Annotated in this window: 20 protein-coding genes and 1 pseudogene; 5 read left to right on the top strand and 16 right to left on the bottom strand. The window is 72.5% G+C overall.

Annotated features, from left to right (window positions below):
* Positions 1 to 63 precede the first annotated feature (63 nt).
* The 7 genes from topA to bldG all read right to left on the bottom strand — a co-directional run bounded on the left by topA (position 64) and on the right by bldG (position 7625).
* A complete protein-coding gene (gene topA / locus ACKUU6_RS17770; protein ID WP_407989553.1) occupies positions 64 to 2913 on the bottom strand; it encodes a type I DNA topoisomerase in 2850 nt (949 codons plus the stop codon).
* A 358-nt stretch (positions 2914 to 3271) separates the two neighbouring features.
* Positions 3272 to 3727, bottom strand: coding sequence for a DUF3592 domain-containing protein (locus ACKUU6_RS17765; protein ID WP_407989552.1), 456 nt, complete (start codon positions 3725 to 3727; stop codon positions 3272 to 3274).
* Between the two features lie 121 nt (positions 3728 to 3848).
* Positions 3849 to 5399 carry a methyltransferase gene (locus ACKUU6_RS17760; RefSeq protein ID WP_407989551.1) on the bottom strand — a complete coding sequence of 517 codons (1551 nt, stop codon included), beginning with the start codon at positions 5397 to 5399 and terminating at the stop codon, positions 3849 to 3851.
* Positions 5400 to 5430: 31 nt separating this feature from the next.
* A complete protein-coding gene (locus tag ACKUU6_RS17755) occupies positions 5431 to 6171 on the bottom strand; it encodes a hypothetical protein (protein ID WP_407989550.1) in 741 nt (246 codons plus the stop codon).
* A 44-nt stretch (positions 6172 to 6215) separates the two neighbouring features.
* On the bottom strand, positions 6216 to 6584 hold the full coding sequence (locus ACKUU6_RS17750) for a cyclophilin-like fold protein (protein ID WP_407989549.1): 369 nt from the start codon (positions 6582 to 6584) through the stop codon (positions 6216 to 6218).
* Between the two features lie 95 nt (positions 6585 to 6679).
* Positions 6680 to 7105, bottom strand: coding sequence for an ATP-binding protein (locus tag ACKUU6_RS17745; RefSeq protein ID WP_407989548.1), 426 nt, complete (start codon positions 7103 to 7105; stop codon positions 6680 to 6682).
* Positions 7106 to 7283: 178 nt separating this feature from the next.
* Complete coding sequence (gene bldG / locus ACKUU6_RS17740; protein ID WP_057232018.1) at positions 7284 to 7625, bottom strand: anti-sigma factor antagonist BldG; 342 nt, start codon at positions 7623 to 7625, stop codon at positions 7284 to 7286.
* Between the two features lie 221 nt (positions 7626 to 7846).
* Here bldG and ACKUU6_RS17735 point away from each other — a divergent pair, with 221 nt between their 5' ends.
* The gene (locus ACKUU6_RS17735; protein ID WP_407989547.1) at positions 7847 to 10183 is read left to right on the top strand and encodes a DEAD/DEAH box helicase; all 2337 of its coding nucleotides are present in this window, start codon (positions 7847 to 7849) and stop codon (positions 10181 to 10183) included.
* 149 nt (positions 10184 to 10332) lie between these two features.
* Here ACKUU6_RS17735 and ACKUU6_RS17730 read toward each other — a convergent pair.
* The 7 genes and pseudogenes from ACKUU6_RS17730 to ssd form a co-directional block, all read right to left on the bottom strand.
* Positions 10333 to 10566, bottom strand: a pseudogene (locus ACKUU6_RS17730) (Rv3654c family TadE-like protein); the annotation flags it as partial.
* A gap of 68 nt (positions 10567 to 10634) precedes the next feature.
* Entirely contained in the window at positions 10635 to 10991 is a 357-nt protein-coding gene (locus tag ACKUU6_RS17725) for a TadE family type IV pilus minor pilin (RefSeq protein ID WP_407989546.1), read from the bottom strand.
* Positions 10992 to 11031: 40 nt separating this feature from the next.
* Complete coding sequence (locus ACKUU6_RS17720) at positions 11032 to 11304, bottom strand: DUF4244 domain-containing protein (RefSeq protein ID WP_407989545.1); 273 nt, start codon at positions 11302 to 11304, stop codon at positions 11032 to 11034.
* A gap of 47 nt (positions 11305 to 11351) precedes the next feature.
* Positions 11352 to 11975 carry a type II secretion system F family protein gene (locus tag ACKUU6_RS17715; RefSeq protein WP_407989544.1) on the bottom strand — a complete coding sequence of 208 codons (624 nt, stop codon included), beginning with the start codon at positions 11973 to 11975 and terminating at the stop codon, positions 11352 to 11354.
* Between the two features lie 203 nt (positions 11976 to 12178).
* Entirely contained in the window at positions 12179 to 13174 is a 996-nt protein-coding gene (locus ACKUU6_RS17710; RefSeq protein WP_407989543.1) for a type II secretion system F family protein, read from the bottom strand.
* Between the two features lie 124 nt (positions 13175 to 13298).
* The gene (locus tag ACKUU6_RS17705) at positions 13299 to 14603 is read right to left on the bottom strand and encodes a TadA family conjugal transfer-associated ATPase (RefSeq protein WP_407989542.1); all 1305 of its coding nucleotides are present in this window, start codon (positions 14601 to 14603) and stop codon (positions 13299 to 13301) included.
* A complete protein-coding gene (gene ssd / locus ACKUU6_RS17700) occupies positions 14600 to 15712 on the bottom strand; it encodes a septum site-determining protein Ssd (RefSeq protein ID WP_407989541.1) in 1113 nt (370 codons plus the stop codon). Before ssd ends, ACKUU6_RS17705 begins: the two co-directional genes overlap by 4 nt.
* Before the next feature lie 579 nt (positions 15713 to 16291).
* Here ssd and ACKUU6_RS17695 point away from each other — a divergent pair.
* A complete protein-coding gene (locus ACKUU6_RS17695; RefSeq protein WP_407989540.1) occupies positions 16292 to 17218 on the top strand; it encodes an HAD family hydrolase in 927 nt (308 codons plus the stop codon).
* A gap of 470 nt (positions 17219 to 17688) precedes the next feature.
* Here ACKUU6_RS17695 and ACKUU6_RS17690 read toward each other — a convergent pair whose 3' ends face one another.
* Positions 17689 to 18582 (bottom strand): oxidoreductase, encoded by an 894-nt coding sequence (locus tag ACKUU6_RS17690; protein ID WP_407989539.1) that lies wholly within the window; start codon positions 18580 to 18582, stop codon positions 17689 to 17691.
* Positions 18583 to 18794: 212 nt separating this feature from the next.
* On the opposite strand from ACKUU6_RS17690, the gene ACKUU6_RS17685 reads away from it, so the two are divergent.
* Entirely contained in the window at positions 18795 to 19781 is a 987-nt protein-coding gene (locus ACKUU6_RS17685; RefSeq protein WP_407989538.1) for an ATP-binding protein, read from the top strand.
* 342 nt (positions 19782 to 20123) lie between these two features.
* Positions 20124 to 22466: a SulP family inorganic anion transporter gene (locus ACKUU6_RS17680; RefSeq protein ID WP_407989537.1), complete on the top strand. Its 2343-nt coding sequence runs from the start codon at positions 20124 to 20126 to the stop codon at positions 22464 to 22466.
* A 7-nt stretch (positions 22467 to 22473) separates the two neighbouring features.
* On the opposite strand, the gene ACKUU6_RS17675 is transcribed toward ACKUU6_RS17680, so the two are convergent.
* A complete protein-coding gene (locus ACKUU6_RS17675; RefSeq protein WP_407989536.1) occupies positions 22474 to 23028 on the bottom strand; it encodes a hypothetical protein in 555 nt (184 codons plus the stop codon).
* Positions 23029 to 23339: 311 nt separating this feature from the next.
* Between ACKUU6_RS17675 and acs the strand changes: the two genes are divergently transcribed.
* Positions 23340 to 25295, top strand: a complete 1956-nt coding sequence (gene acs / locus ACKUU6_RS17670) for an acetate--CoA ligase (RefSeq protein WP_407989535.1) — start codon at positions 23340 to 23342, stop codon at positions 25293 to 25295.
* Positions 25296 to 25309 lie beyond the last annotated feature (14 nt).

Raw genomic sequence — 25309 nt, 5'->3', positions numbered from 1 at the left:
GAGACCTGCCGGAGGACGGACCGAGGGCCCGCGCCGTGGCACGGGCCCTCGGTTCCGACCGCGTCAGCTCTCGTCCGGAGCCGCCGTCTTCTTCGCCGCGACCTTCTTGGCGGTGGTCTTCTTCGCCGCCGTGGCCGTGGTCTTCTTCGCCGCGACCTTCTTGGCCGCCGCCTTCTTCGCCGGGGCGGCCTTCTTGGCGGTGGTGGTCTTCTTGGCGGGGGCCTTCTTCGCCACCGCCTTCTTCTTCACCGGTCCGCGGGCCCGCTTCTCGGCCAGCAGCTCGTAACCGCGCTCGGGCGTGATGGTCTCGACGTCGTCGTCCTTGCGGAGCGTCGCATTGGTCTCGCCATCGGTCACGTACGGTCCGAACCGACCATCCTTGACCACGACCGGTCGCTCGCTGACCGGGTCGTTACCGAGCTCCTTGAGCGGCGGCGCGGCCGCGGCCCGGCCACGCTGCTTGGGCTGCGCGTAGATGGCCAGGGCCTCCTCGATGGTGACCGTGAACATCTGCTCCTCGTCGGTGAGCGACCGCGAGTCGGTGCCCTTCTTGAGGTACGGGCCGTAGCGGCCGTTCTGCGCGGTGATCTCCACGCCCTCGGCGTCGGTGCCGACGACCCGGGGCAGCGAGAGCAGCCGCAGCGCGTCCGCCAGCGTGACGGTGTCCAGCGACATCGTCTTGAGCAGCGAGGCGGTGCGCGGCTTGACCGCGTTCTTGCCCGTCTTCGGGGTGCCCTCGGGCAGGATCTCGGTCACGTACGGCCCGTAGCGGCCGTCCTTGGCGACCAGCATGTTGCCGGACTCCGGGTCCTTGCCCAGCTCGAAGTCGCCGCTCGGCTTGGCCAGCAGCTCCTCGGCCAGCTCGACGGTCAGCTCGTCCGGCGGCAGCTCGTCCGGGATGTCGGCGCGCTGACCGGGCTCGCCCTCGACCTGGGACGCCTTCTCGACGTAGGGGCCGTACCGGCCGACCCGCAGGGTGATCTCGTCGTTGAGCGGGAAGGAGCTGATCTCCCGGGCGTCGATCGCGCCGAGGTCCGTGACCAGTTCCTTCAGGCCGCCGAGATGGTCGCCGTCGCCGTTGCCGGCCTCGGCCGCGCCGCCCTCGGCCGCGCCCTCGACACCGCCGAAGTAGAACCGCTTGAGCCACGGTACGGACTGCGCCTCACCGGCGGCGATCCGGTCGAGGTCGTCCTCCATCCGGGCGGTGAAGTCGTAGTCGACCAGCCGGCCGAAGTGCTTCTCCAGCAGGTTCACCACGGCGAAGGACAGGAAGGACGGGACGAGCGCCGTGCCCTTCTTGAAGACGTACTTCCGGTTGATGATCGTGTCGATGATCGACGCGTACGTCGAAGGCCGGCCGATCTCCCGGTCCTCCAGCTCCTTGACCAGCGAGGCCTCGGTGTAGCGGGCCGGCGGCTTGGTGGAGTGGCCCTCGGGGTTGAGCTGCTCGGCGGCCAGCGCGTCGCCCTCGGTGACCTGGGGCAGTCGGCGCTCGCGGTCGTCCAGCTCGGCGTTCGGGTCGTCGGCGCCCTCGACGTACGCCTTCAGGAAGCCGTGGAAGGTGATGATCTTGCCGGAGGCGGAGAACTCCACGTCCTGCCCGGTGGCGGCCCGGCCACCGACCTTGACCGTCACGGACTTGCCGACGGCGTCCTTCATCTGGGAGGCGACGGTGCGCATCCAGATCAGCTCGTAGAGCCGGAACTCGTCACTGCTCAGCCCGGTCTCGGCCGGGGTGCGGAAGCGGTCGCCGGAGGGGCGGATCGCCTCGTGCGCCTCCTGGGCGTTCTTGACCTTGGAGGCGTAGGTGCGCGGCGCGTCCGGCAGGTAGTCGGCACCGTAGAGCTGGGTGACCTGGGTCCGCGCGGCGGTGATCGCGGTCTCCGACAGCGTGGTGGAGTCGGTACGCATATAGGTGATGAAGCCGTTCTCGTACAGCTTCTGGGCCACCTGCATGGTCCGCTTGGCACCGAAGCCCAGCTTGCGGCTGGCCTCCTGCTGGAGCGTGGTGGTGCGGAACGGCGCGTACGGCGAGCGGCGGTACGGCTTGGACTCGACGCTGCGGACCGTGAAGGCGGTCTGCTCCAGCGCGGCGGCCAGCGCGCGGGCGGCCGTCTCGTCCAGGTGCAGGGTGTTGGCGCCCTTGATCCGGCCGTCCGACCCGAAGTCCCGGCCGCTGGCGATCCGCTTGCCGTCCACGGTGGACAGTCGGGCGCCGAAGCTCTCCGGGTTCGCCGCGTCGGCGGCCGTCCGGCCGGTGCCGAAGGTGCCGGTCAGGTCCCAGTACGAAGCGGTGCGGAAGGCGATCCGCTCACGCTCGCGCTCGACCACCAGGCGGGTCGCGACGGACTGGACACGGCCGGCCGAGAGCTTCGGCATGACCTTCTTCCACAGCACCGGCGAGACCTCGTAGCCGTACAGGCGGTCGAGGATGCGGCGGGTCTCCTGGGCGTCCACCAGGCGCTGGTTCAGCTCGCGCGGATTGGCGACGGCCTCCTGGATGGCGGCCTTGGTGATCTCGTGGAAGACCATCCGCTTGACCGGCACCTTGGGCTTGAGCACTTCCTGCAGGTGCCACGCGATGGCCTCGCCCTCGCGGTCCTCATCGGTGGCGAGGAAGAGCTCGTCGGACTCCTTGAGCAGCGCCTTGAGCTTGGAGACCTGGGACTTCTTGTCCGCGTTCACCACGTAGATCGGGGCGAAGTCGTGGTCGACGTCGACGCCGAGGCGGCGCACCTCGCCGGTGTACTGGTCAGGGACCTCGGCGGCCGTGCCGGGCAGGTCGCGGATGTGCCCGACGCTGGCCTCGACGATGTAGCCGGGGCCGAGGTAGCCCTTGATCGTCTTCGCCTTGGCCGGCGACTCGACGATGACGAGTCGCTTGCCGTGCGCGGTCTCACTGCTCGGGGACACCTTCGCTCTTCTCTCCCGGTCGTTATGTCTGCTGGCGGCGCGGCCGAGGACCGGTGGCGTTCGACCCGCCCCCGACCTCGTCTACTGCTCGTGGTCCTCATCCGAGGCTGCCACTGTGCGACGGCCCCACCAGCGGAGTGTGACCGTACCCTGGCCACTCTTGTCAAACGAACGGATCGCACTTTTTCACCGGCAAGGCCGACCGACGCCACTCGAACGGTAACCCGATGATGCGCGTTCCTGCCGCGCGGCGTGGGTTGCGGGGTGTCCCGGCGTCGGATTCAGGTCGTCCTGAAACGGACCGGCGCCCACGGCGGGCGGACCGGTGCCCAGGGCCCGGACCAGGTGCGGGGGCTGCCTAACCGGCCAGGACGCTGCCGAGCAGGCTCAGCCCGACGGCCAGCGAGCTGGTGCCGATCAGCGCCCAGAACACGTCGCCGGCCACCGCCGAGGCGATGCCCGGCGTGGCCAGCACCACGCGATCCGGCCGTTTCGCGTCGTATGCGACCGGTACGGTCACGCCCGGCCGCAGCCAGGACGGTCGGCGCAGCGGGGTGTGCCCGCGCGGCCTGGCCAGCGCCGAACCACCACCGTCGGTCGGGAAGCTCAGCAGCGGCGCACTGTCCAGTTCACCGGGGGCGTCCTCGTACGGCTCGCCGTACGGGTCCCGGTCGGCGATCACCCGCGCGGTCGCGGGAACCCCGTGGCGGCGCAGGTGGTGGCGTAGGCGCAGTTCGACGGCGCACCAGAGCAACAGGGCGCCACCGAAGCAGGTGAGCACCACCCCTGCGACCACCGCCGTCGGCGTCTCCATCGCTCCCCCGCCCGATCCCTGTCCACAGCCTGTGGACAGGGATCGTGGCAGGCGGCGGCCAACCGGCGGCTGCCGCCCGGCGTCCACCGGGCAACCGGCAGATGAACCGGACCGACCCCGGCTACCCGACCGGCTCGATGAAGCCCTGCTCGGTCAGCATCCGCAGCGACTCGGGAACCCGGTCCCGCAGCACCACCCGGTCCTCGCCGAGCAGTTGGGCAATGGCGTCGACGATCTCGCCGGCCGCCAGGGTGCCGTCGCAGACGCCGACGAAGCCGGCCCCGACGGTGTCCACCTTGGTGGCCCGCCGCATGCCCCGGTTGTGACGGAGGATCACGTGCTCGGGGTCCTCGGCGCCGGGCGCGCCGATCTGCTCCTGCACCACCTCGTCGGCCAGCTGGTAACGGGCCGCCAGCAGCGCCGCGTCGTCGTGCGTCCGGAGGAAGTCCTGCCGGGCGAACCAGCTCTCGATGTGCGGGCCGAGCGGCTGCTCCACGGTGTGCGGCCACTCCTCGATCCGGACCGTCGGCTCGGCCGAGCCGCCCGCGCGCAGGGTGATCCAGCCGAAGCCGACGCCCTCCACCTTGGCGGCCTCGAAGGCGTCCAGCCACTCGCCGTACCTGGCCTGGTAATCCGACCCGGGGCCGCGGTGGTCGCCGCCGTCGCGGAGCCACAACTCGGCGTACTGGGCCACGTCCTGGACCTCGCGCTGGACCACCCAGGCGTCCAGCCCGGTCCCGGCCACCCAGCCGGCCAGCCGGTCCTGCCAGTCCTCGCCCCTGACGTGCTGCCAGTTGGCGAGCAGGTGGCAGTACCCGCCCGGCTCCAGGTGCGCGGCAGCGCCCCGGACGATGCTGCGGCAGAGCTCGTCGCCGGCCATCCCGCCGTCCCGGTAGACGAAGCGGCTGCCGGGCGAGATGACGAACGGCGGGTTGGAGACGATCAGGTCGAAACGCTGCTCCCCGACCGGCTCGAAGAGACTGCCCTCGGCGGTCTCGAAGTCCGCGAAGCCGGACAGCGCCAGGGTCAGCGCGGTGAAGTGCAGCGCACGGGGGTTGAGGTCGGTCGCGGTGACGTGCCGACCGTGCCGCGCCGCGTGCAGCGCCTGCACGCCGGAGCCCGAGCCGAGGTCCAGCACCCGGCGCACCGGTCGCCGCACGGCCAGGTTGGCCAGGGTGGTGGAGGCGCCGCCGACGCCGAGCACCAGGTCCTTCCTCGCCACCCCGTGCGCGGCCTCCGCGGCCCCGATACCGCCTGCCCCGCCCACGGCGCAGCCGAGGTCCGACACCACCCAGGCATCCGCGCTGGGCAGCCCGGCCACCTCGTTGGCGTACGGGCGGACGTCCACGGTGGCCCGCACCGGTCCGTCACCCTCGCGGGTCAGCCAACGGTCCGCCAGACAGAGCTCGACCGGCAGGGCGGCCGCCGCGGCGGCGTACGGCACCGGCTGCTGGAGCAGGAACAGCCGCACCAACGTCTCCAGCGGACTGCCGCCGGTGGTCGCCCGCAGCGCGGGCACCACCTCACTCCGGGCCAGCGCGGCGTACCCGGTGGACCCGAGCAGGTCGAGGCAGCCGTCAGCGGTGTACGAGGCGGCGAGCAGCGCCTCGCGCAGCTCGGCGAGACGGGCGTGGTCGAGGACAGGGCGGTCAAGGACAGGGCTGTTGGTCACCCGCCCATTGTCGCGCGGCCACCGGCCCGGTTCAGCCGCCGGCGCTCGGCGTCGGAGAGGCGTTCCCTGCGCCGGCCGGTGTCGCGACGGGAGGTGTGGGAGCGGCCGACGAGGCGGCGGGAGGCGTCGCGGCAGGAGGCGTGCCGGGCGCGGCCGGGTCGGTGGCGGCACCGCCGCTCGCGCTCGGCGAGGTCTTCGGGGCGGCCTTGCAGCCCGGCTGCTTCGCGAGGGCGGTACCGAGCTCGCCGCTCTGCACCTTGGTGAGCGCCGCCGTGGACTGCTGCGCGAGGCGCTGGATCTGGTCGCCGATGCTGCGCAGGCCGTCCGCGAACTTCGCCTGCTCGGTGTTGGGCAGCGCGGTGAGCTTCTGCTGGACCTCCAGGTAGCCCTGGGACGCCTTCTTCAACTCGTCGACCGCGCCCTGCTGTACGGTTGCCCCGCCCTCGGTCTTCGGTGCACCGGCCTTCGAGATCGCGTCGGCGAGCTGCTGGTCGGTGGCCGCCAACACCCCCAGGTCGGTCGCCAGCCGCTGCTGCAGCTCGGGGGGTGCCTCGCCGGGCACCACCTTGGCGGTGTCGGCGAGCGCGGTCTGCGACTGCCCGATCGGAGCCTGCACGGAGTCGCAGACCTTCTTCGCCCAGGAGTCGAGCGCGGCGGTGTCGTTGCCGCCACCGCACCCGACAGCGGCCGCTGCCAGCAGCAGGCCGAGCGCGGGGGTGGCCCATCGCCGCCTTTCGAGCCTCGGGTTCTCGAGCTTCACGTCACGCTTCACGCTGCGAACCTACACGGCGGCCGTCAGCGCCCGGGGCGCAGGGCTCAGGCCCGCTCCACCCTGATCGGGTCGCCGGCCCGCACGGTGCGCAGCACCCCGGGATCGCCGTCCAGCGCACCGAGCAGGTTGCAGGGGCTGGCCAGCCGGCACTCGTCCGCCCGCGAGATCGGCGTCGGCCCGTACGGCAGCGCAAGACTGTCGCCGTCGGTCCAGAAGGCCACCGTGCCGGGCTCGACCACCTGTTGGGCATCGTCCTCGCGGGCCACCGCGACCGGGGTGCCGATGTAGACCTCCTCGCCCCAGGTGCTGGCGGTGGAGCTGACCGGAAGAGCGGCCCAGAGCGCCTCGGAGGTGGGCGTCGAACGCAGGGTGGCGGTGGCCTGACCGGGCGGCCACAGAATGCGGATCCGCATGGGAAAGGTGTCCTTCTCTCGAACCGAAACCGTCGCGCCCGAGAGCAGGGAACCCCCTACTTCAACAATCTGTCAATGTTTCGCCCTGGGTGGGGTCAGCGCTCCACCGAATCGGTGGGCACGGCCCAGCTCATCCGGATCAGGCCGCCGTTCGCACCGGAGGTCACCTCGACGTCCTCGACGAGTGCGGTGATCACCGCGAGCCCGAGCGCGTCCTCGGCGTCCTCACCCATCTCCTCGGCGGCGGAGCCGACCGGCGGGAGACCGGCAGCACCGGCCTCGTCCTCCACCTCGATGAGGAAACGCTTCTCCTGATCGGTCAGCGCGACTCGTACCGCGCCGTCCAGACCGCCCCGCTGGTGCAGGCCCACCGCACGCGAGCACGCCTCGCCAACCGCGAGCCGCACCTCGTCGAGCACCGACTCATCGACTCCGGCGCGCCTCGCCACCGCCACGGCCACCAGTCTGGCCGTCCGGACATGCTCAGGAAGTGCGCTGAACCGAAGTTCGACCGTTGCCATTGTCTTCCCCTCCGGGATCACGCCCCGGACTCGCGCGGGCAGGCAGAAGCCCCGCCGGGGCAGTGCCCACCACCCGCCACCGGCGGGGCCGAGGGCCCCGCCGGTGCACGGACGGATGAGCTCAAGTGAGAGCGCCAGGGGCCGAAACGGTCGCCCGGACCGACCCGCTGACAGCGGGTCAGTCGGTGGCGGCGACCGCGTCGTCCACCGAGGTGTGAATCGGGAAGACCTTGGTCAGACCCGTGATCCGGAAGATCTTCAGAATGCGCTCCTGGTTGCACACCAGGCGCAGCGAACCCTCATGCGCGCGAACTCGCTTGAGGCCGCCCACCAGGACACCCAGGCCGGTCGAGTCCAGGAAGTCCACGCCCTCCATGTCGACGACCAGGTGGTAGTTGCCCTCGTTGACGAGCTCGACCAGCTGCTCGCGCAGCTTGGGGGCGGTGTACACATCGATCTCGCCGCCAACCTCGACGACCGTACGGTCGCCGACAGTGCGGGTCGACAGGGACAGGTCCACGGAACCTCCAGCACCTTGCCTTGCTACGTCATTGCGATCCTCGGCCGGGTGGCCGTCACCGCTTTGGTCGCAGGCCGGGCACGGCACGGCCGTGGCAGTTGAGCCCCGGCGGTGCGACCCTCGGCCATGCGGCCGTCACGGCTTCATTCAACCACTTGCGACCATGCCCGCACGATGGCTTGGCGCGATTCTCCGCCACGCCGGTGACACACTGGGTCCCCATGCCGCCCCGTCACCACCAGCCCGAGGCCCTGCTCGCCGCCCTCTCCGCCAGTCGCGGGCGGGCGGACCGCCTCACCCATACGGAGCATCTGGCGGCCCGCGAGGCCCGCTGTGCGCCGTGGCCGGACGGGATTCGTCCCGAGATCGTGGCGTCCGCGCAGGCCCTGGGCATCGACGAGCCGTGGGCGCACCAGGCCGAGGCGATGCAATTGGCGAAATCCGGCCAAACTGTGGTGCTGGCCACAGGAACCGCCTCGGGCAAGTCGCTCGGCTACCTGGCGCCCGTGCTCAGCGAACTGCTGGAGGGCACCGAGGCCCGCAACGGCCGGGGCGCCACCGCGCTCTACCTGGCGCCGACCAAGGCACTCGCCGCCGACCAGCGCCGCCGGGCCGCCGAGTTGGCGCCCCAGCGGGTCCGGGCCGCCCTCTACGACGGGGACACCCCGCCCGAGGAACGCGAGTGGGTCCGCCAGTACGCCTCGTACGTGCTGACCAACCCGGACATGCTGCACCGCGGCATCCTGCCTGCCCACGCGCGCTGGGCCTCGTTCCTGAAGACGCTCAAGTACGTGGTGATCGACGAATGCCACAGCTACCGGGGCGTGTTCGGCTCGCACGTGGCCCAGGTGCTGCGGCGGCTGCGACGGGTGTGCGAACGGTACGGCTCCTCGCCCACCTTCCTGCTCGCCTCGGCCACCACCGCCGACCCGGCGGTCACCGCCCACCGGCTCACCGGGCTGCCCGCCGTCGCGGTGACCGAGGACGCCTCGCCGCGCGGGCCGCTGGTCTTCGCCCTCTGGGAGCCGCCGCTCACCGAGAACGTCGGCGAGCAGGGCGCGCCCGTCCGGCGGACCGCGACCGCCGAGGCCGGGTACCTGCTCACCGAGCTGGTCGAACGGGGCACCCGCACGGTGGTCTTCGTCCGCTCCCGCCGCTCGGCCGAACTGGTCGCCCTCCAGGCCCAGGACCAGCTCGGCACACCGCTGGCCGCCCGGGTCGCCGCCTACCGGGGCGGCTACCTCGCCGAGGAGCGCCGGGCGCTGGAACGCGACCTGCACTCCGGCCGGCTGCTCGGTCTGGCCTCCACCTCCGCGCTGGAACTCGGGGTCGACGTGTCCGGATTGGATGCCGTCCTGATGGCCGGCTACCCCGGCACCAGGGCCTCGCTCTGGCAACAGGCCGGACGGGCCGGACGGGAGGCCCAGGGCGCGCTGGCCGTGCTGATCGCCCGGGACGACCCTCTGGACACCTACCTGGTGCACCACCCGGAGGCGCTGTTCGCCACCCCGGTGGAGGCCACCGTGCTGGACCCGGACAACCCCCACATCCTGGCCCCGCACCTGTGCGCAGCCGCCGCCGAACTCCCGCTGACCGAGGCCGACCTGCCACTCTTCGGACCCTCCGCGCGGCAGCTGCTGACCGTGCTCGAACAGCGCGGCCTGCTCCGACAACGGACCAAGGGCTCCTGGTACTGGACCCGCCGCGAGCGCGCCGTCGACTCGGTGGACCTGCGGGGCAGCGGCGGCAGCCCGGTGCAGATCGTCGAGTCCTCGACCGGCCGGCTGCTCGGCACGGTGGACGCGGCCGCCGCCCACACCACCGTGCACACCGGCGCGGTCCACCTGCACCAGGGCCGCAGCTACCTGGTGCAGAACCTCGACCTGGAGAGCTCGGTGGCCCTGGTCGAACCCGCCGCACCGCCCTACACCACCGCCGCCAGGGACATCACCTCCATCTCGGTACTGGCCACCGACACCACGGTGGAGTGGGGCGAGGCCCGGCTGAGCTTCGGCTCGGTGGAAGTGGTCAACCAGGTGGTCGGGTATCTGCGCAAGCGGATCTCCACCGGCGAGATCCTGGGTGAGAGCAAGCTCGACCTACCGCCCAGGACGCTGCGCACCCGCGCGGTCTGGTGGTCCGTCACCGAGGACCAACTGCTCGAAGCCGACATCCCGTTCGACCGGCTGCCCGGCGCGGCACACGCAGCGGAACACGCCTCCATCGGCCTCCTCCCGCTGTTCGCCACCTGCGACCGCTGGGACATCGGCGGCGTCTCGGTGCCGCTGCACCCGGACACCCAGCTGCCGACCGTCTTCGTGTACGACGGCCACTCCGGCGGCGCGGGCTTCGCCGAACGGGGCTTCCACAACGCGGAGCAGTGGTTGACCGCGACCCGGGACGCGATCGCCGCCTGCGAGTGCGAGCGGGGCTGCCCGTCCTGCGTCCAGTCGCCCAAGTGCGGCAACGGGAACGACCCGCTGGACAAGGCGGCGGCGGTGCGGCTGCTGAACATCCTGCTGGCGGGTGCGCCGGGACGGTCGACGGAGAGCTCCTGACGACCAGCCATGTCCCTAGCGTGCAAAGGCAGATCTCGGCGGTGGTCGGCTGCCGCTGCCACCGGGTCGCCGTCGCCCCAGGCCCAGACCGGGCCCGCCCGGGAGCGCGCCCGGGCCGGGCCGACCGGCACCGGCAGGCCGGGGACCGGCACCTCGACCACCACGTCCACCGCATCGATGCCTTCCCGCACCGTGCAGCTGACCAACCGGGCCCGGTGCTCGTCGGCGATCCGGGCGGCCCGCCCGCAGCCGCCGTCCTGATCCACCATCAGGTGGCCGGCGGCAGCCAGCGCGGCGAGGTCGGCGGCCGACTCCGCCCGGTGCCGGGCCGACACCGCTGCGCCGAACGCCAGGCTGACCGCGAACACCACGCAGCCGAGCATCCCGAGCGAGACCAGCCAGATCGTCGCCGAGCCCCGGTCCGCCCGCGCACCGCAACTCCCATCGGGCCTCAGGCCGGCCATGGCGAACCTCCACCGAGCGAGCCGATCACGTCCTCCCTCTCGGCCACCGCCTCGGCGTGCAGCCGTACCGACAGCGCCCCGCCGAGACGGCCCGGTGCGGGACTCGGCGCCTCGACCGTGACGTGGACCGTTTCCCCGCCCGTCGCGACGCTCACCCTGGCCCCCGCCGGCGCGGCGGCCTGTGCCAGCGCCTCGGCGTTTCCGTCTCCCCTGGCGGCGGCCCTGGCACCCACCCGAGCCGCGTCCACGCAGCGGATCTGGGCAGCGGCGGTGACCACGCCCCAGATCAGCAGCGCGCACAGCAACACCAGCGCGGGGAGTGCCACCGCCGTCTCCGCCGTCACAAACCCGCGCTCCCGCCGGTGCCCCGGGCCCGCAGGCCGGTCAGACCGCATGGAGGGCTCGGTTGAGCAACTCGCTGAGCGCGCCGGAGACCACCCCGCTGGTCACCACCTTGTAGAGCACCGCGCCGAACGCGCAGGCTGCCACCGTCCCGACGGCATACTCCGCCGTCGTCATGCCCGCATCCGCCCGGCCTCCGCCCAGTCGGCGGGCCCGGACGGTCAGCCAACCGATCCGGCGACGCAACAACACCCGGATCCGGCGGACCGGACCGACCGACCGGCGGTCTCCGATCGGCACCACGTGAACAGTCATCAGAACTCCCTCGTCGAGATTCGAGATCGGAAAGAGCGCCCGGCCGGTCAGACCCGTTCGGCGAACAGCGCGGTCAGCCCCATCACCACCGGCACCACGCCGATCAGGACGAACGCCGGGAGGAAGCAGACCCCCAGCGGCGCGGTGGCCAGCACCCCCGCCCGCCGGACCCGGGCGTGAGCAGTACGGCCTGCGGCAGCCCGCTGGGCGTGCGCCAGGCCGACCAGCGGAGCCATCGGCGGCGAGCCGCTGACGCTCGTCCGGACCAGGCAGCGGGCCAGTGGGGCGAGCGGTGGGCACTCGGTACCGAGCCGGTCCCAGCAAAGCTCCGGCGGTGCGCCGAGCGCCAACTCCGCCGCCACTGCGGCCAACCGGCCGCTCATCGGCTGATCAACGCTGTCGGCCACTGCGGCGGCGGCCGCCGCAGGTGACGAACTGGCGCCCAGGCAGGCGGCCAGCAGCTCTGCGGCAAGCGGCAGTTGGCGGGTCAGCCGCTCCTGCTCCAGGGCCGCCCGGCGGGCGCTCGGCGACCGGACCCTCGGCAGCCAGCGCCGGGCCGCCAGACCGACCAGCAGCCCCAGCGCCAGCCCCGCCGGGCCACCGATCAGCACCGCCGCACCGGCACCCGCCGCCGCCGGAACCGCCCGGTCGAGCAGTACCACCCGGGTCACCCCGGGCGCTCCCAGCGCCGCCCCGAGCCGCCCGGACCGGCGTCGGCGCCACCGGGCGACCGGCCGCCCAGCCGGACCGCCCCACCGCCGGACCCGTCTCCTGACTCGCCGTCGGACGGACCGTCGCCGGACGGCTTCCAGCAGTTCGGCCGCGAGCCCGGCCGACACCGGCCCAGCCAGCAGACCGAACAGCAATGCCCGTCTCACCAGGCCACCTCCGCCCGGACCGCCGACAGGTCCGAGCGCATCCAGCGGTCCTGCGGAGGCGTCCCCCCACGCGTTCTGGAGAGCCCGCAGCCATCACCCGCTCTGCCACCATGCTCCGGCGCGTCCTCGGCCGCCCTGACGATCCGTGCCGTCCAGGCCAACCCGGCCGCCTCCAGCAGCGCCCCGGCCACCAGGCAGGCCAACCCGGCCGGGGTGTGCAGCAGGATCCGTACGGGCTCCGCCCCCAGCGCGGCGCCGAGCAGCAAGCCGAGCAGCGGCAACGCGGCCAGCACCGCGACCGTGGTCCTCGGGCCGGAGAGTTCACTCTCGATCTCTTCCGCCAGGGCCCGCTCCGCCCGTAGCGCGTCGGCGAGTTGGTCCAGGCCCGGAGCGAGACCGGTGCCGCTCTCGGCGGTGACCTGCCAGCAGGCCGCCACAGCGGCCGCGCCACGACCGCCGGGCAGTTCGGCGACCGACCGCAGGGCCGCCGGGACATCGCCCCCGTAACGGCCCGCCGCCAGCCGGGCCGAGGACTCGGCTCCGAGCCCCTGGGTCAGGGTCGACGCCCGGCCCAGCACCGAGTACAGGGCCTGCTGCGGCGTTGCTCCGCTGCGGAGTTCGGCGGCCAGTCCGGCACACAGCTCAACCACTGCGGCGGCCCGCCGCCGTGCCTCCGCCGCCCGACGGCGGCGGCTGCGCCAGCGCCGCACCGGCGGCACCGCGACAGCGGCCAGCACCAGCGGCACGGGTGAGCGGCTGAGCTGGCCGGCCAGCAACCCGGCTGGGAGCAGCAGGAGTTCCGGAACCAGCCAGAGCGGCCTGGCCCTCGCGAGCACCGACCACCGGCCCGTGCGCACGCTGCCCTGCGTCGGTCCGCCGAGTAGCACTCCGGCCCGGCGCACCGTCCGGGAGTGCCGCCACCGGCGGAACAAGAGCCCGCCCACAAGACCGCTGACCCCGGCCGCGACCACTAGCCACTGATCGATCGTCACTTCGTCTTCCCCGTCCAGTTCCTGAGCGCGTAGCGGGCGACGCCTGCCGCCCCGCAAAGCAGCAGTGCCCAGCCGAGCTGCCACACGCCGGGCGCCATCACCTCGGGCGTCAACACCGCGGGCGTCATCGCGCCACCGCCGTCAGCTCCGGAAGCGCGACGCCCCTCTCGCCACAGCGCCGGCGCAGCCGCTCCCACCCCGGTCCCGGCGTACAGCCGCCCTCGGCCGTGAAGGCCAGGGCCGGAACGGTCAGCGCCAGCCCACGGTCGTCGCCAGCCACCATGTGCAGCTCGGCCACCCGCCGTTGCCCGGTCCGCTGGTCGCGGACCAGGTGAATCACCACGTCCAGCGCGGCGCGCAGCTGGCTGTGCAGCGAGAGCCGGTCCAATCCGGCCAGCGAACCGAGCGCCTCCAGCCGGGCCGGGACGTCGGCAGCCGTGTTGGCGTGCACCGTCCCGCATCCGCCCTCGTGTCCGGTGTTGAGCGCGGAGAGCAGGTCCACCACCTCCTCGCCCCGGACCTCGCCGACCACCACCCGGTCCGGACGCATCCGCAGGGCCTGCCGGACCAGGTCCCGAAGGGTCAGTTCACCCAGGCCCTCCTGGTTCGGCGGACGGCTCTGCAGGCGTACGACGTGCGGGTGGTCGGGCCGGAGCTCGGCCGAGTCCTCGGCCAGGACGATTCGTTCGTCCGGCTCGACCAGACCGAGCAGCGCCGCGAGCAGCGTGGTCTTTCCCGTCCCGGTGCCCCCACTGACCAGCAGTGAGAGCCTGGCTCGGAGCACGGCGGTGAGCAGCTCCGCGCCGAACTGCGGGAGTGAGCCACCGGCCACCAACTCGTCCATGGTGAAGGGCCTGGTCCGGCAGATCCGCAGCGAGATGTGGGTACAGTCGGCCGCGATCGGCGGGAGCACGGCGTGCAGCCGGGTGCCATCGGGCAGCCGGGCGTCCACCCAGGGCCGGGCGTCGTCGAGGCGGCGGCCCGCCGCAGTGGCCAGCCGGTGAGCCAGCCGCCGGACCGACTCGACGTCCGGGAAGCGGATCTCCGGGACGCGGCGCAGCCCACCACCCCGGTCGACCCAGACCTGGTCGGGGCCGTTCACCAGCACGTCCGTCACATCGGGCTCGCCGAGCAGCGCGTCCAGCGGCCCGGCTCCGACCAGCTCGGAGCGGAGCACCCGGACGGCGTCGAGCACGTCGTCCCCGCCCAGCGGTGGGCGAGCGGCCCGCAGTGCGGCCGCCACCGAACCGGCGGTGGGTGCGGCCCCGGCTTCGGCCAGCCGGATCCGGACGGCGTCGACGAGTGCCGCCGCCCGCTCGTCCGCAGCAGGGGGAGTCCGTGGGCCAACGGCTCCGCGCCCCGGGGGCCGCCGGTGCGATCCCGCTCCCGCCCCGCCGGGCCAACCCGACCCGCGCTGGCGAATCGTCATGACGTCCCCCCTCCGGCCGCCTGGACCGGCGGCATGACCTCAGCCAGAAAGCCTCCGCAGAAGCGGGCCAGCGGCCCCTTCTCCCGGATGCCAGGCGGCGATCCGCGCTCGACGTCCACCACGAGCCCCGGCTCGGTGGGCAGTTCGCCTGCCAGGCGCAGCCGCAGCCCCCGGGCCACCTCCACCCCGGTCAGCCCGCCCGGCCCGGGCACCCGCACCACCGCCCGGAGATCGGTGAGCCGCATCCGGGCAGCGGCCGCGACCCGGTCGGCCGCCGCCATCGCGCGCAGCTCCGCGGGGACCACGAGGAGCCCGGTGTCAGCCTGTTCGAGGGCCTGCCCGGCCGCCGGATCGAGGTGTCTGGGCAGGTCGAGCACCACCAGGCCACCTCGGCGGCGGGCGGCGGCCAGTACGCTGCGCATCGCCTCGGGCGGCACGGCCAGGGTGTCGCCCCGGTCCCAGGACAGCGCGGTGAGCTGGTGCAGCGAGGGCAGCGCCTTGGCCAGTTCGGAGCCGCTCACCCGGCCACGGGAACCGGCCAGGTCGGGCCAGCGGAGACCGCCGGCCTCCTCACCGCCGAGCAGGATGTCCAGGCCGCCGCCGAGCGGGTCGGCGTCGATCAACATGGTGCGGTGACCCGCCCTGGCCGCCGTGACCGCCAGCGCGCAGGCCAGCGTCGAGGAGCCCGCGCCACCCCGGCCGCCCAGCACCGCGACGGTCAGGGCGGGTGCCCCGACGCCCTCGGCGGCGTCCGCGATCCGGTCCAGCAGCCAGGCTTGGGCGTCGGGCAGGAAGATGACGTGCTCGGCGCCGAGCTGGACCGCCCGGACCCAAACGTCGCAGTCGTCCAGATCCAGCCCGAGCAGCAGCACGCCCGCCCGGCGGGTCAGCCCCGCACAGCGCTCGGCCTGGTCGTCGCCGACCAGCACCAGCGGTGCGCTCTCCCAGAGCCCCCGGGGCGGCGGGGCGCCGGAGAGCAGTTGCGGGTCGGTGCCTGCTGCGGCGCACAGCCGCAGCAGATGCTCGGCGAGGCTCTCGTCCTCGGTGACGATCAATGGACCCCGAGCGGCCGGTCGGTCGGTGGGTCGGTGGGTGATCGGTGACGACATGGCTGTCTCCCCCGGTACGGCTGCTCCCTCTCGCGAGGTGCGGTCGGACGGTGCCCGACCGGACACCACGGTCGGGCACCACTCATCGTCCGTCAGCCGCGATCCGATTCCCTGGGGACAACTCGGGGCTGTGGATAACTTTGTTCACTCGCACGGGGGGCGATTGCCCGACGAATTGACCCGGACTTCGTCGCCGAGTAGATCCGGAAGACGCCGAAGGACACAAACGAAGATCAACCAAGCCGCGAAAGACGGCATCAGAGTCGATACACAGAGTGACGAACCAGCCTCGATGGGCGGCCCGCCGATCCGCCGTACCCGCTGCGGGGAACACCACACCGCAGACCCCTGCCCGACCCGGTAAACGGCCCCGGACGTGCGACGACCCCCGCCGGGGGGGAGAGCGGGGGTCGTCTATCCACGGTCCGACTCGGGGGGGAGGAGCCGGACCGGGTTAGCACGGTCGCGAACGATCCGTGACTTCCATGGTGTACCCGACGGCCCAGAAACACAAACCCACGTGGCCGCGAGTACGCCATATGGCGGGGTCTTTTGCCCAGCCCTCTATCCTCTGATCCCGTGGACACCACCGAGAACGCCGACACCGCCGACCACGGCGAGAACTCCGCCCCCGGTACGGTGCCGAACGGCGCCCCGCAGGGCCCGCCGCCGACCTCCGAGACGGCCGCAGTTCGCCCGTTCAGAGCAGCGCGGACCGCCGCGTTCTTCGACCTCGACAAGACGATCATCGCCAAATCGAGCGCCCTGGCGTTCAGCCGCCCGTTCTACCAGGGCGGCCTGATCAACCGTCGGGCCGTACTGAAGAGCGCCTACGCCCAGTTCGTCTTCCTGGTCGGCGGCGCGGACCACGACCAGATGGAGCGGATGCGTGAGTACCTGTCCGCCCTCACCAAGGGCTGGAACGTCCAGCAGGTCCGCGAGATCGTCGCGGAGACGCTGCACGGGCTGATTGACCCGATCATCTACGACGAGGCCGCCTCGCTGATCGAACAGCACCACCAGGCCGGCCGGGACGTGGTGATCGTCAGCAGCTCCGGCTCGGAGGTGGTGGAGCCGATCGGGCAGCTGCTCGGCGCGGACCACGTGATCGCCACCCGGCTCCAGGTCGAGGACGGCCGGTACACCGGGGCGATCGACTACTACGCCTACGCCGAGAACAAGGCGGCCGCGATCCGGGAGTTGGCCCTGAGCGAGGGCTACGACCTGACCAACTGCTTCGCCTACAGCGACTCCTCAACCGACCTGCCGCTGCTGGAGGCGGTCGGCCACCCGTCCGCCGTGAATCCGGACCGCGCCCTGCGCAAGGAGGCACAGAACCGGGACTGGCCGATCCTGGTCTTCGACCGGCCGGTCGAACTTCGCCGCCGGCTGCCGCAGTTCTCCGCCCCCAGCCGCTCCGTACTGCTCGCGGTCGCCGTAGGGGCGGCAGTGCTGACCGGCGGGCTGCTCTGGTACGCCGCGAAGCGTCGCCGACCGGTCGCCTGAACGGCGCCGCGCCCAGACGGCAGCCGGTCGGGCGAGGACGGCCGACCCCAGGCCCGCCCACGCCGCAGGAGCACGGAAAGACTTCTCGTTTCGGGTTCCCCTTTGTCCGCTTTCGCGGTAGAAAGGACTTACGGCCCGCGAGACCCGGTCAGGACCCAGAGAGGTCAAACCGACAACGCAGTTCAGGCCCCACGGACCGAGTACAGATAACTGAGCACCCACATGCAGCCGACCCGCTGTCGGGCCGCCGCACCAGGTGAACGGGCAGTAGATCCCCACCTGATGGGCAATTTCGGTGCATGCTTGGTAACCCGGTACCTGTACCAGCGGCGGCGCCCAGTTCCATCGGGCGTCGCCGCAACTCGTTGTCGCAGATGCACCTCGCGCCGTCGACCGTGAACTCTCGCCGGTCGCTCGGGCCCGCCCGTCAACCAGGCCGTGCCCGGGGAGCCGACCGCCCCCGTCGGGCCTCAGACCATCCCGCGCTGCATCGCCTCGCAGACCGCCGTACTCTCCCGGACGCCGAGCCGCAGCGCCCGCCCGCAATGCTCGATCCAGGCCGCCATGCCGTCCGCCGTGCCGCTCAGGTAGCCCTGCAGGGCGTGCCGGTAGGCCGCGGTGCCGAGTTCTGCCAGGCCCACCTCGGCGGGGCAGATCGCCTTCGGGTCCAGCCCCTCGGCGATCAGCACGATCCGCTGGGCGGCCCGGGCGATCACACCGTTGTGCGAGGCGAACGGCCGCAGCGCGAGCAGCTCGCCGTGCACCACCGAGGCCACCACGAGCGCCGGGGCGCCCACGCCAGGGGCGCGGTCGGCGCGGGCGGCCAGCAGCTGGGCCAGTTGGTCGAGCCGGGCGGCCGCCTCCTCGGCGGACGGCGCCGGGGGCAGCGGGCTTGCCGTCGGCGGCGGACCGTCGGGCCCAACCCCCTCGGCCATCGCCAGCTCCAGCGGGAACAGCTCCGGGGACTGCTCGTCAGCCCGCCTGGGCCGGCCCGCGTCGGCTTCGCTGTCGCCCACCGCGAGCAGGTGCAGCCGGGCCAGCACCTGCATGGGCGAGTGCCGCCAGACGCTGAGCAGCTGCCCGGCCTCGGCGGAGATCCGCAGCGCGCCGCCGACCGTGCGGGCCTGCGGGTCGGCGCTGAAGTCGGTCCGGCGACGGACCTCCTCCAGCGGCCAGTCGGCACCGTCCAGGGCGGCGGAGGCCCGGGCCCCGCGCAGGGCGGACTCGGAGGTCACCTCGGCGGCGCGGCGGCGCATCGCCCGGTGCCCGTACAGCCGGTCGACGGCCTTGCGCACCTCCGCGACGGCCTCGGGGACTCCGGGGAGCTCGGCCAGCGGGGCGAGGGGATCAGTTCCAGTGGTCACCTACCCGAGGGTAATGAACGCCTCCCCCAGGGCCGCACAGCAACCCCACCATCACCCGTTCGAGGCAATCCGACTTTCCCGCCCGCGCCGTCGACCAAACCCCCGATAGCATGAGCGCTATCGGTGACGATAACGATTACCAAGAGCCGAATTAGACCTGAACGCCACGAACTTCAGCCGCCCAGCGGCTGGTCCGAGAGCCGGAGTCTCAGATGAAGATCGCCTTCGTCGGCAAGGGCGGCAGCGGGAAGACCACGCTGTCCGCACTGTTCATCCGCCACCTCGCCGCAGCGGGCTGCCCGGTGATCGCCGTCGACGCCGACATCAACCAACACCTGGGTCCAGCCCTTGGGCTGACGGACGATCAGGCTGCCGCGCTGCCCTCCCTGGGTGCGCACCTGCCGGAGATCAAGGAGTACCTGCGCGGCAGCAATCCGCTGATCGGCTCCGCCGAGCAGATGATCAAGACCACGCCGCCCGGCCGGGGTTCGCGACTGCTGCGGATCGTCGAGGACAACCCCGTGTACGCCGCCTGCGCCCGGCCGGTCGCGCTGGACGAGGGCTCGGTCAGGCTGCTGGCCACCGGCGCCTTCACCGAGGAAGACCTGGGGGTGGCCTGCTACCACTCCAAGGTCGGCGCGGTCGAGCTGCTGCTGAATCACCTGGTCGACGGCCAGGACGAGTACTTCGTCACCGACATGACCGCGGGTTCGGACTCGTTCGCCTCGGGCCTCTTCACCCGCTTCGACCTGACCTTCCTGGTCGCCGAGCCGACCCGGAAGGGCGTCTCGGTCTACCGCCAGTACAAGGAGTACGCCCGGGACTTCGGCGTGGCCCTGAAGGTGGTGGGCAACAAGGTGAACGGCGCCGAGGACCTCGCCTTCCTCCGCCGGGAGGTCGGCGAGGACCTGCTCACCTGTTTCGGCCAGTCCGACTGGGTGCGCCGCCTGGAGCAGGGCGCGGAGCCGGAGCTGCGGACCCTGGAGCCCGCCAACCGGGCCGTGCTGGCGCGGCTCAGGGAGCAGGCGGAGCTGGCCTTCGCGGCCCGCGATCCTGAGCTCTGGACCAGCCAGGCCGTCCACTTCCACCTGCGCAACGCGGAGAGCTGGGGCAACGCCAAGACCGGCATCGACCTCGCCGACCAGGTGGACGCCGGCTTCGTGCTCGGCGCCGCGCAGCTGGACACAGCCGGCGTCTGAGTCGGCGGCGGCCATGGGCGAGCCATCGCCGTAGCGCACTGGGCGACCTCGGGAGACCGGGGTCGCCCAGTGCGTTCCTGCATACTCCCCGGCGGTTCGCCAACCCCCCGAAGGGGTGAATCCGGGCCTTCGCCCTATCGCTCGATTTCACGCTGTGCAAAGATCCCATTACTCTCAGTTTACCGAGTCTTGATGGTCCCAGGGGTGGACGAGCCGACCCCGCCGTGCCCGCACCCCACGACCATCCCCCGCCACACCGTCGCGACCCACGACAGCCGATCCGATCCCCCGAAGCACCGCCCGGACCTGACTGCGTTCGTTCCCCCGGAAAGACGGGACACCATGACCTTCGACGTCTCCGCCGCACCCATCGCCTCCGACACCACCGACCATGCCCCGCCGGGCCGCCGTGGGCGGCTGGCCCGGGATCTACCGGCCTCCCTGGTGGTCTTCCTGATCGCCGTCCCCTTCTCGCTCGGCATCGCGCTGGCCACCGGCGCCCCACTCACCTCCGGGCTGGTGGCTGCCGCCGTCGGCGGCGTGGTCGCCGGAGCGCTCGGCGGCACCCCGCTCCAGGTGACCGGCCCTTCCGCCGCACTCACGGTGGTCACCGCCGGGCTGATCGCCCAGTTCGGCTGGCAGGTGACCTGCGCGGTCACGGTGGCCGCCGGGCTGCTGCAACTGCTGCTCGGTACCTTCCGCGTGGCCAGGTCCGCACTGGCCGTCTCCCCCGCCGTCGTGCACGGGATGCTGGCCGGGGTCGGGCTCACCATCGCCATCGCCCAACTGCACGTGGTGCTCGGCGGATCGCCGCAGAGCGCCGCGCTGGCCAACCTGATCGCGCTGCCCGGCCAGCTCTCCGGACCGCACCTGCCCGCGCTCGCGGTCGGCGGCTTGGCGATGGCGCTGCTGTTCGGCTGGCCCCGGCTCGGGCTACTGCCCGGCAGGGCGGGCCGGATCGGCGCCGTCGCCGCCCGGATGCCCGCCGCCCTGGTCGCGGTGGCGGCCGCCACCGGGCTCTCGATCGGCCTCGGCCTCACGCTGGCCCGGGTCGAGCTGCCCAGCTGGGAGCAGCACGACTTCGCCGCCCTCCCCTCACTCGGCCAACTCAGCGCGCACTGGCCGGTGTTGCTGGCCGCCGTGCTGACCGTGACGGCGGTGGCGGGTGTGGAGTCACTGCTCTCCGCCGTCGCGGTAGGCCGGATGGCACCCGGCCCAATCGACCTGGACCGCGAGCTGCGCGGCCAGGGCTTCGCCAATCTGCTCACCGGTCTGCTCGGCGGTCTGCCGGTGGCCGGTGGCGCGGTCCGCAGCACCGCCAACATCCGGGCGGGGGCGGTCAGTCGGTGGTCCGCCGTGCTGCACGGCGTCTGGGTGCTGGTGGCCGCTCTCGCGCTCGGCGGCGGCCTCCGGCAGATCCCGCTGGCCGCACTGGCCGCCCTGGTGCTGGTGGTCGGCATCCAGATGGTCAGCTTCGCGCACATCCGGCGGGTGCACCGGCACCGGGAGTTCCCGGTCTACCTGGCCACCGTGCTCGGGGTGGTGCTGCTCGGCGTCCCGCTCGGGGTGCTGCTCGGCGGAGGGGTCGCCGCCCTGCTCGCGCTCTACCGGCTGACCCGGGCCCACGTCGACGTGCTGCCCGAGCCGGACGGCTCGTGGACGGTGCGCACACACGGCCCGCTCACCTTCGCCGTGGTGCCCCGGCTCAGCCGGGCCCTGGCCGCCATCCCGGCCGGCGCCCGGGTGACGGTCAGCCATGACGGTTCCTTCCTGGACCACGCCGCCTACGAGCAGGTGCACGCCTGGCGGGCCGACCACCAGGCGACCGGCGGGCAGGTCACGGTGCTGACCGAGCCCGACGAGCACGAACAGGTGCTGGACCCGGACGGCACCCTCAGGGTGGGCAGTTCGCCCGGCCCGCACCGCTGCCGGGCCTGGACGCCTTGGGGTGGCCACCACTGCATCGAGCCCGGTGCCGACGACCCGCACGGCCGCCTGCTGGACGGCGTCCGCGGCTTCCAACAGCACACCGCCCACCTGGTCAGGCCCGAGCTGGCCCGGCTGGCCCGGGAGGGCCAGACGCCCTCCCAACTCTTCCTCACCTGCGCCGACTCCCGGCTGGTGACCAGCATGATCACCAGCAGCGGGCCGGGCGACATGTTCACCGTCCGCAACGTCGGCAACCTCGTCCCGGCCCCGTACGAGCCCGGCGCCGCCGACGACTCGGTGGCGGCCGCCGTGCAGTACGCGGTCGAGGTGCTGGAGGTCCGCTCCATCACCATCTGCGGCCACTCGGGCTGCGGCGCGATGAAGGCACTGCTGGACGGCGTGCACCTGGCCCCCGGGCCGCCCACCGCGCTCAGCCGCTGGCTACGCAACGGCCGGGGCTCGCTGGACCGGCTGCGCCGGGCCCCCGCGATGTTCGCCGACCGGCCGGTGGTCAGTGAGGTGGAGCAGCTCTGCATCACCAACGTGGTACAGCAGTTGGACCAGCTCCTGGCCCACCCCGCGGTGGAGCGCAGGGTCGCGGCGGGCACCCTCCGGCTGGTCGGCATGTACTTCGACTTCGCCGACGCCCAGGCCTACGTGCTCGACCCGGTGCTGCGCAGCTTCGTCCCGGTGTCGGAGCGACGGCGGAGTCCGACCGCTCCTGGCCCCGGCGAGAGCACCGGCCTGGCGGCCTGACGAGCAGTCAGGCCGACGGGTCGCCGATCAGTGCGGCCAGGTCCGCCGGAGTGACGTAGCCGGGCCAGCGGCCGTCGTTGAAGAGGTGCACCCCGGCGTCCCAGTAGCACTGGTCGACCAGTTGGGAGCAGATCATGTGCCTGCTGTCGGCGACGTACCTCCTGAGCAGTGGTCCGCCCGGGAGGTGGAAGCGGAGCGCGGCCATCGCGAAGTAGTCGGCCACGCTGTACGGGGTGCCGATATAGCCCCGGGCGGCCGCGACCACCGCCCTGCGCTGCTCCCCGGTCAACGGGATCCGTCCTGTCGACCAGCGGATCGGGCGGTCGTCGTAGACGGAGAGCGGTCGGAGCTCGGCCCCGCCGGGCTGGGCTTCGACCAGCTCGCCGTTGCCGACGTGGACGAAGGCGTGCTCGAAGTCGGCGAAACCGTCGCCGTTGAGCCACTGGCCGATCCTGATCAGGTGGCCGCCGCGGCCGCCCATCCGGACCACGGCGAAGTCGCCGGGCTGCGGTTCGGAGCGGGGTGCGGAAAGGGAGTCGGTGCTCGCGGCAAGTCCGGACATGGCTGTCCCCCCACCGAGGCGGGCCGCGGTCGGCCCGGTGCCGGTCGGGGTCCCACCCGTACTGTCAGTGGAGTACCGCCCGGACGGTCCGTCAAGGTCCGCCGCACCGAGCGGGCGCCCGAAGCGGCCGCATCGCAAGCCGCCCAAACGGAACCGGCAGAGCGGCCGTACCGATCAAAGGTCTACACCAATTCTCCGACGCCTCTTGTCAACATGCCGGTTCGCCTGGTGAGCTGTGCGCTGGGACACACGGGACAATCCCTTCCGCACGGGATCCCCCGGCAGATTTGAGACTCGATGAGGAGTGCGCGTTGAGCAACGAGAGCCTGGCCAACCTGCTCAAGGAGGAGCGCCGCTTCGCTCCCCCGGCGGAGCTGGCGGCGAACGCCAACGTCACCGCGGCCGCGTACGCGCAGGCCTCCGAGGACCGGCTCGGCTTCTGGGCCGAGCAGGCCCGCCGTCTCAGCTGGGCGGTCGAGCCCACCGAGACGCTGGACTGGTCGAACCCGCCGTTCGCCAAGTGGTTCAACGACGGCAAGCTCAACGTGGCGTACAACTGCGTGGACCGCCACGTCGAGGCCGGCCACGGCGACCGGGTGGCGATCCACTTCGAGGGTGAGCCCGGCGACAGCCGTTCGATCACCTACACCCAGCTCAAGGACGAGGTCTCGCAGGCCGCCAACGCGCTGCTGGAGCTCGGTGTCCGGAAGGGCGACCGGGTCGCGGTCTACCTGCCGATGATCTCCGAGGCGGTCGTCGCGATCCTCGCCTGCGCCCGGATCGGTGCCACCCACTCGGTGGTCTTCGGCGGCTTCTCCGCCGACGCCGTGGCCTCCCGGATCCAGGACGCCGACGCCAAGCTGGTGATCACCGCCGACGGCGGCTACCGCCGTGGCAAGCCCTCCGCGCTCAAGCCCGCCATCGACGAGGCGCTGACCAAGGTCGACGGCGTCGAGAAGGTCCTGGTGATCCGGCGCACCGGCCAGGAGGTCTCCTGGACCGAGGGCCGGGACGTCTGGTGGCACGAGATCACCGAGCGCCAGTCCACCGAGCACACCCCTGAGGCGCACGAGGCGGAGCACCCGCTCTTCATCCTGTACACCTCCGGCACCACCGGTAAGCCCAAGGGCATCCTGCACACCTCCGGCGGCTACCTGACCCAGGCCGCCTACACGCACCACGCGGTCTTCGACCTCAAGCCGGAGACCGACGTCTACTGGTGCACCGCCGACATCGGCTGGGTCACCGGGCACTCGTACATCGTCTACGGGCCGCTCGCCAACGGCGCCACCCAGGTGATCTACGAGGGCACCCCGGACACGCCGCACCAGGGCCGGTTCTGGGAGATCGTGCAGAAGTACGGCGTCACCATCCTCTACACGGCGCCGACCGCGATCCGCACCTTCATGAAGTGGGGCGACGACATCCCGGCCAAGTTCGACCTCTCCAGCCTCCGGGTGCTGGGCAGCGTCGGCGAGCCGATCAACCCCGAGGCGTGGATCTGGTACCGCGAGCACATCGGCGCGAACCGGACCCCGATCGTCGACACCTGGTGGCAGACCGAGACCGGCGCGATGATGATCAGCCCGCTGCCCGGCGTCACCGAGACCAAGCCGGGCTCCGCCCAGCGCGCCCTTCCGGGCATCGCCGCCACGGTGGTGGACGACGAGGCCAACGAGGTGCCGAACGGCTCCGGCGGCTACCTGGTGCTGACCGAGCCGTGGCCCTCCATGCTGCGCACCATCTGGGGCGACGACCAGCGCTACGTCGACACCTACTGGTCCCGCTTTCCGGGCCGGTACTTCGCCGGTGACGGTGCCAAGAAGGACGAGGACGGTGACATCTGGCTGCTCGGCCGGGTGGACGACGTGATGCTGGTCTCCGGCCACAACATCTCCACCACCGAGGTCGAGTCCGCCCTGGTCGGCCACCCCGCCGTGGCCGAGTCGGCGGTGGTCGGCGCGACCGACGCCACCACCGGCCAGGCGATCGTCGCCTTCGTGATCCTGCGCGGCACCGCGACCGAGACCGAGGAGCTGGTCGCCGAGCTGCGCAACCACGTCGGCAGGACGCTGGGCCCGATCGCCAAGCCGAAGCAGATCAAGGTGGTCAGCGAGCTGCCGAAGACCCGCTCAGGCAAGATCATGCGCCGGCTGCTGCGCGACATCGCCGAGGGCCGCGAGGTCGGTGACACCACCACCCTGGCCGACTCCTCGGTGATGAACCTGATCCAGTCCCAGCTGCCGGGCGGCTCGGACCGCAGCTGACCCGTCGTCACCGT

Origin of the sequence: Kitasatospora sp. CMC57, assembly GCF_045866025.2 — a bacterium.
In the GTDB taxonomy this organism is placed as follows: domain Bacteria; phylum Actinomycetota; class Actinomycetes; order Streptomycetales; family Streptomycetaceae; genus Kitasatospora.
Note: the sequence above shows the minus strand (reverse complement) of the source record. Positions and strands in the feature narration are given on the sequence as shown.

What these genes read in the sequence shown, in the direction of transcription:
- ACKUU6_RS17750 (WP_407989549.1), bottom strand. Translation starts at nt 6,584, where the DNA reads ATGCGGATCCGCATTCTGTGGCCGCCCGGTCAGGCCACCGCCACCCTG.
- ACKUU6_RS17745 (WP_407989548.1), bottom strand. Translation starts at nt 7,105, where the DNA reads ATGGCAACGGTCGAACTTCGGTTCAGCGCACTTCCTGAGCATGTCCGG.
- ACKUU6_RS17720 (WP_407989545.1), bottom strand. Translation starts at nt 11,304, where the DNA reads ATGACTGTTCACGTGGTGCCGATCGGAGACCGCCGGTCGGTCGGTCCG.
- ACKUU6_RS17735 (WP_407989547.1), top strand. Translation starts at nt 7,847, where the DNA reads ATGCCGCCCCGTCACCACCAGCCCGAGGCCCTGCTCGCCGCCCTCTCC.
- ACKUU6_RS17680 (WP_407989537.1), top strand. Translation starts at nt 20,124, where the DNA reads ATGACCTTCGACGTCTCCGCCGCACCCATCGCCTCCGACACCACCGAC.
- ACKUU6_RS17685 (WP_407989538.1), top strand. Translation starts at nt 18,795, where the DNA reads ATGAAGATCGCCTTCGTCGGCAAGGGCGGCAGCGGGAAGACCACGCTG.
- ssd (WP_407989541.1), bottom strand. Translation starts at nt 15,712, where the DNA reads ATGTCGTCACCGATCACCCACCGACCCACCGACCGACCGGCCGCTCGG.
- ACKUU6_RS17705 (WP_407989542.1), bottom strand. Translation starts at nt 14,603, where the DNA reads ATGACGATTCGCCAGCGCGGGTCGGGTTGGCCCGGCGGGGCGGGAGCG.
- ACKUU6_RS17765 (WP_407989552.1), bottom strand. Translation starts at nt 3,727, where the DNA reads ATGGAGACGCCGACGGCGGTGGTCGCAGGGGTGGTGCTCACCTGCTTC.
- ACKUU6_RS17675 (WP_407989536.1), bottom strand. Translation starts at nt 23,028, where the DNA reads ATGTCCGGACTTGCCGCGAGCACCGACTCCCTTTCCGCACCCCGCTCC.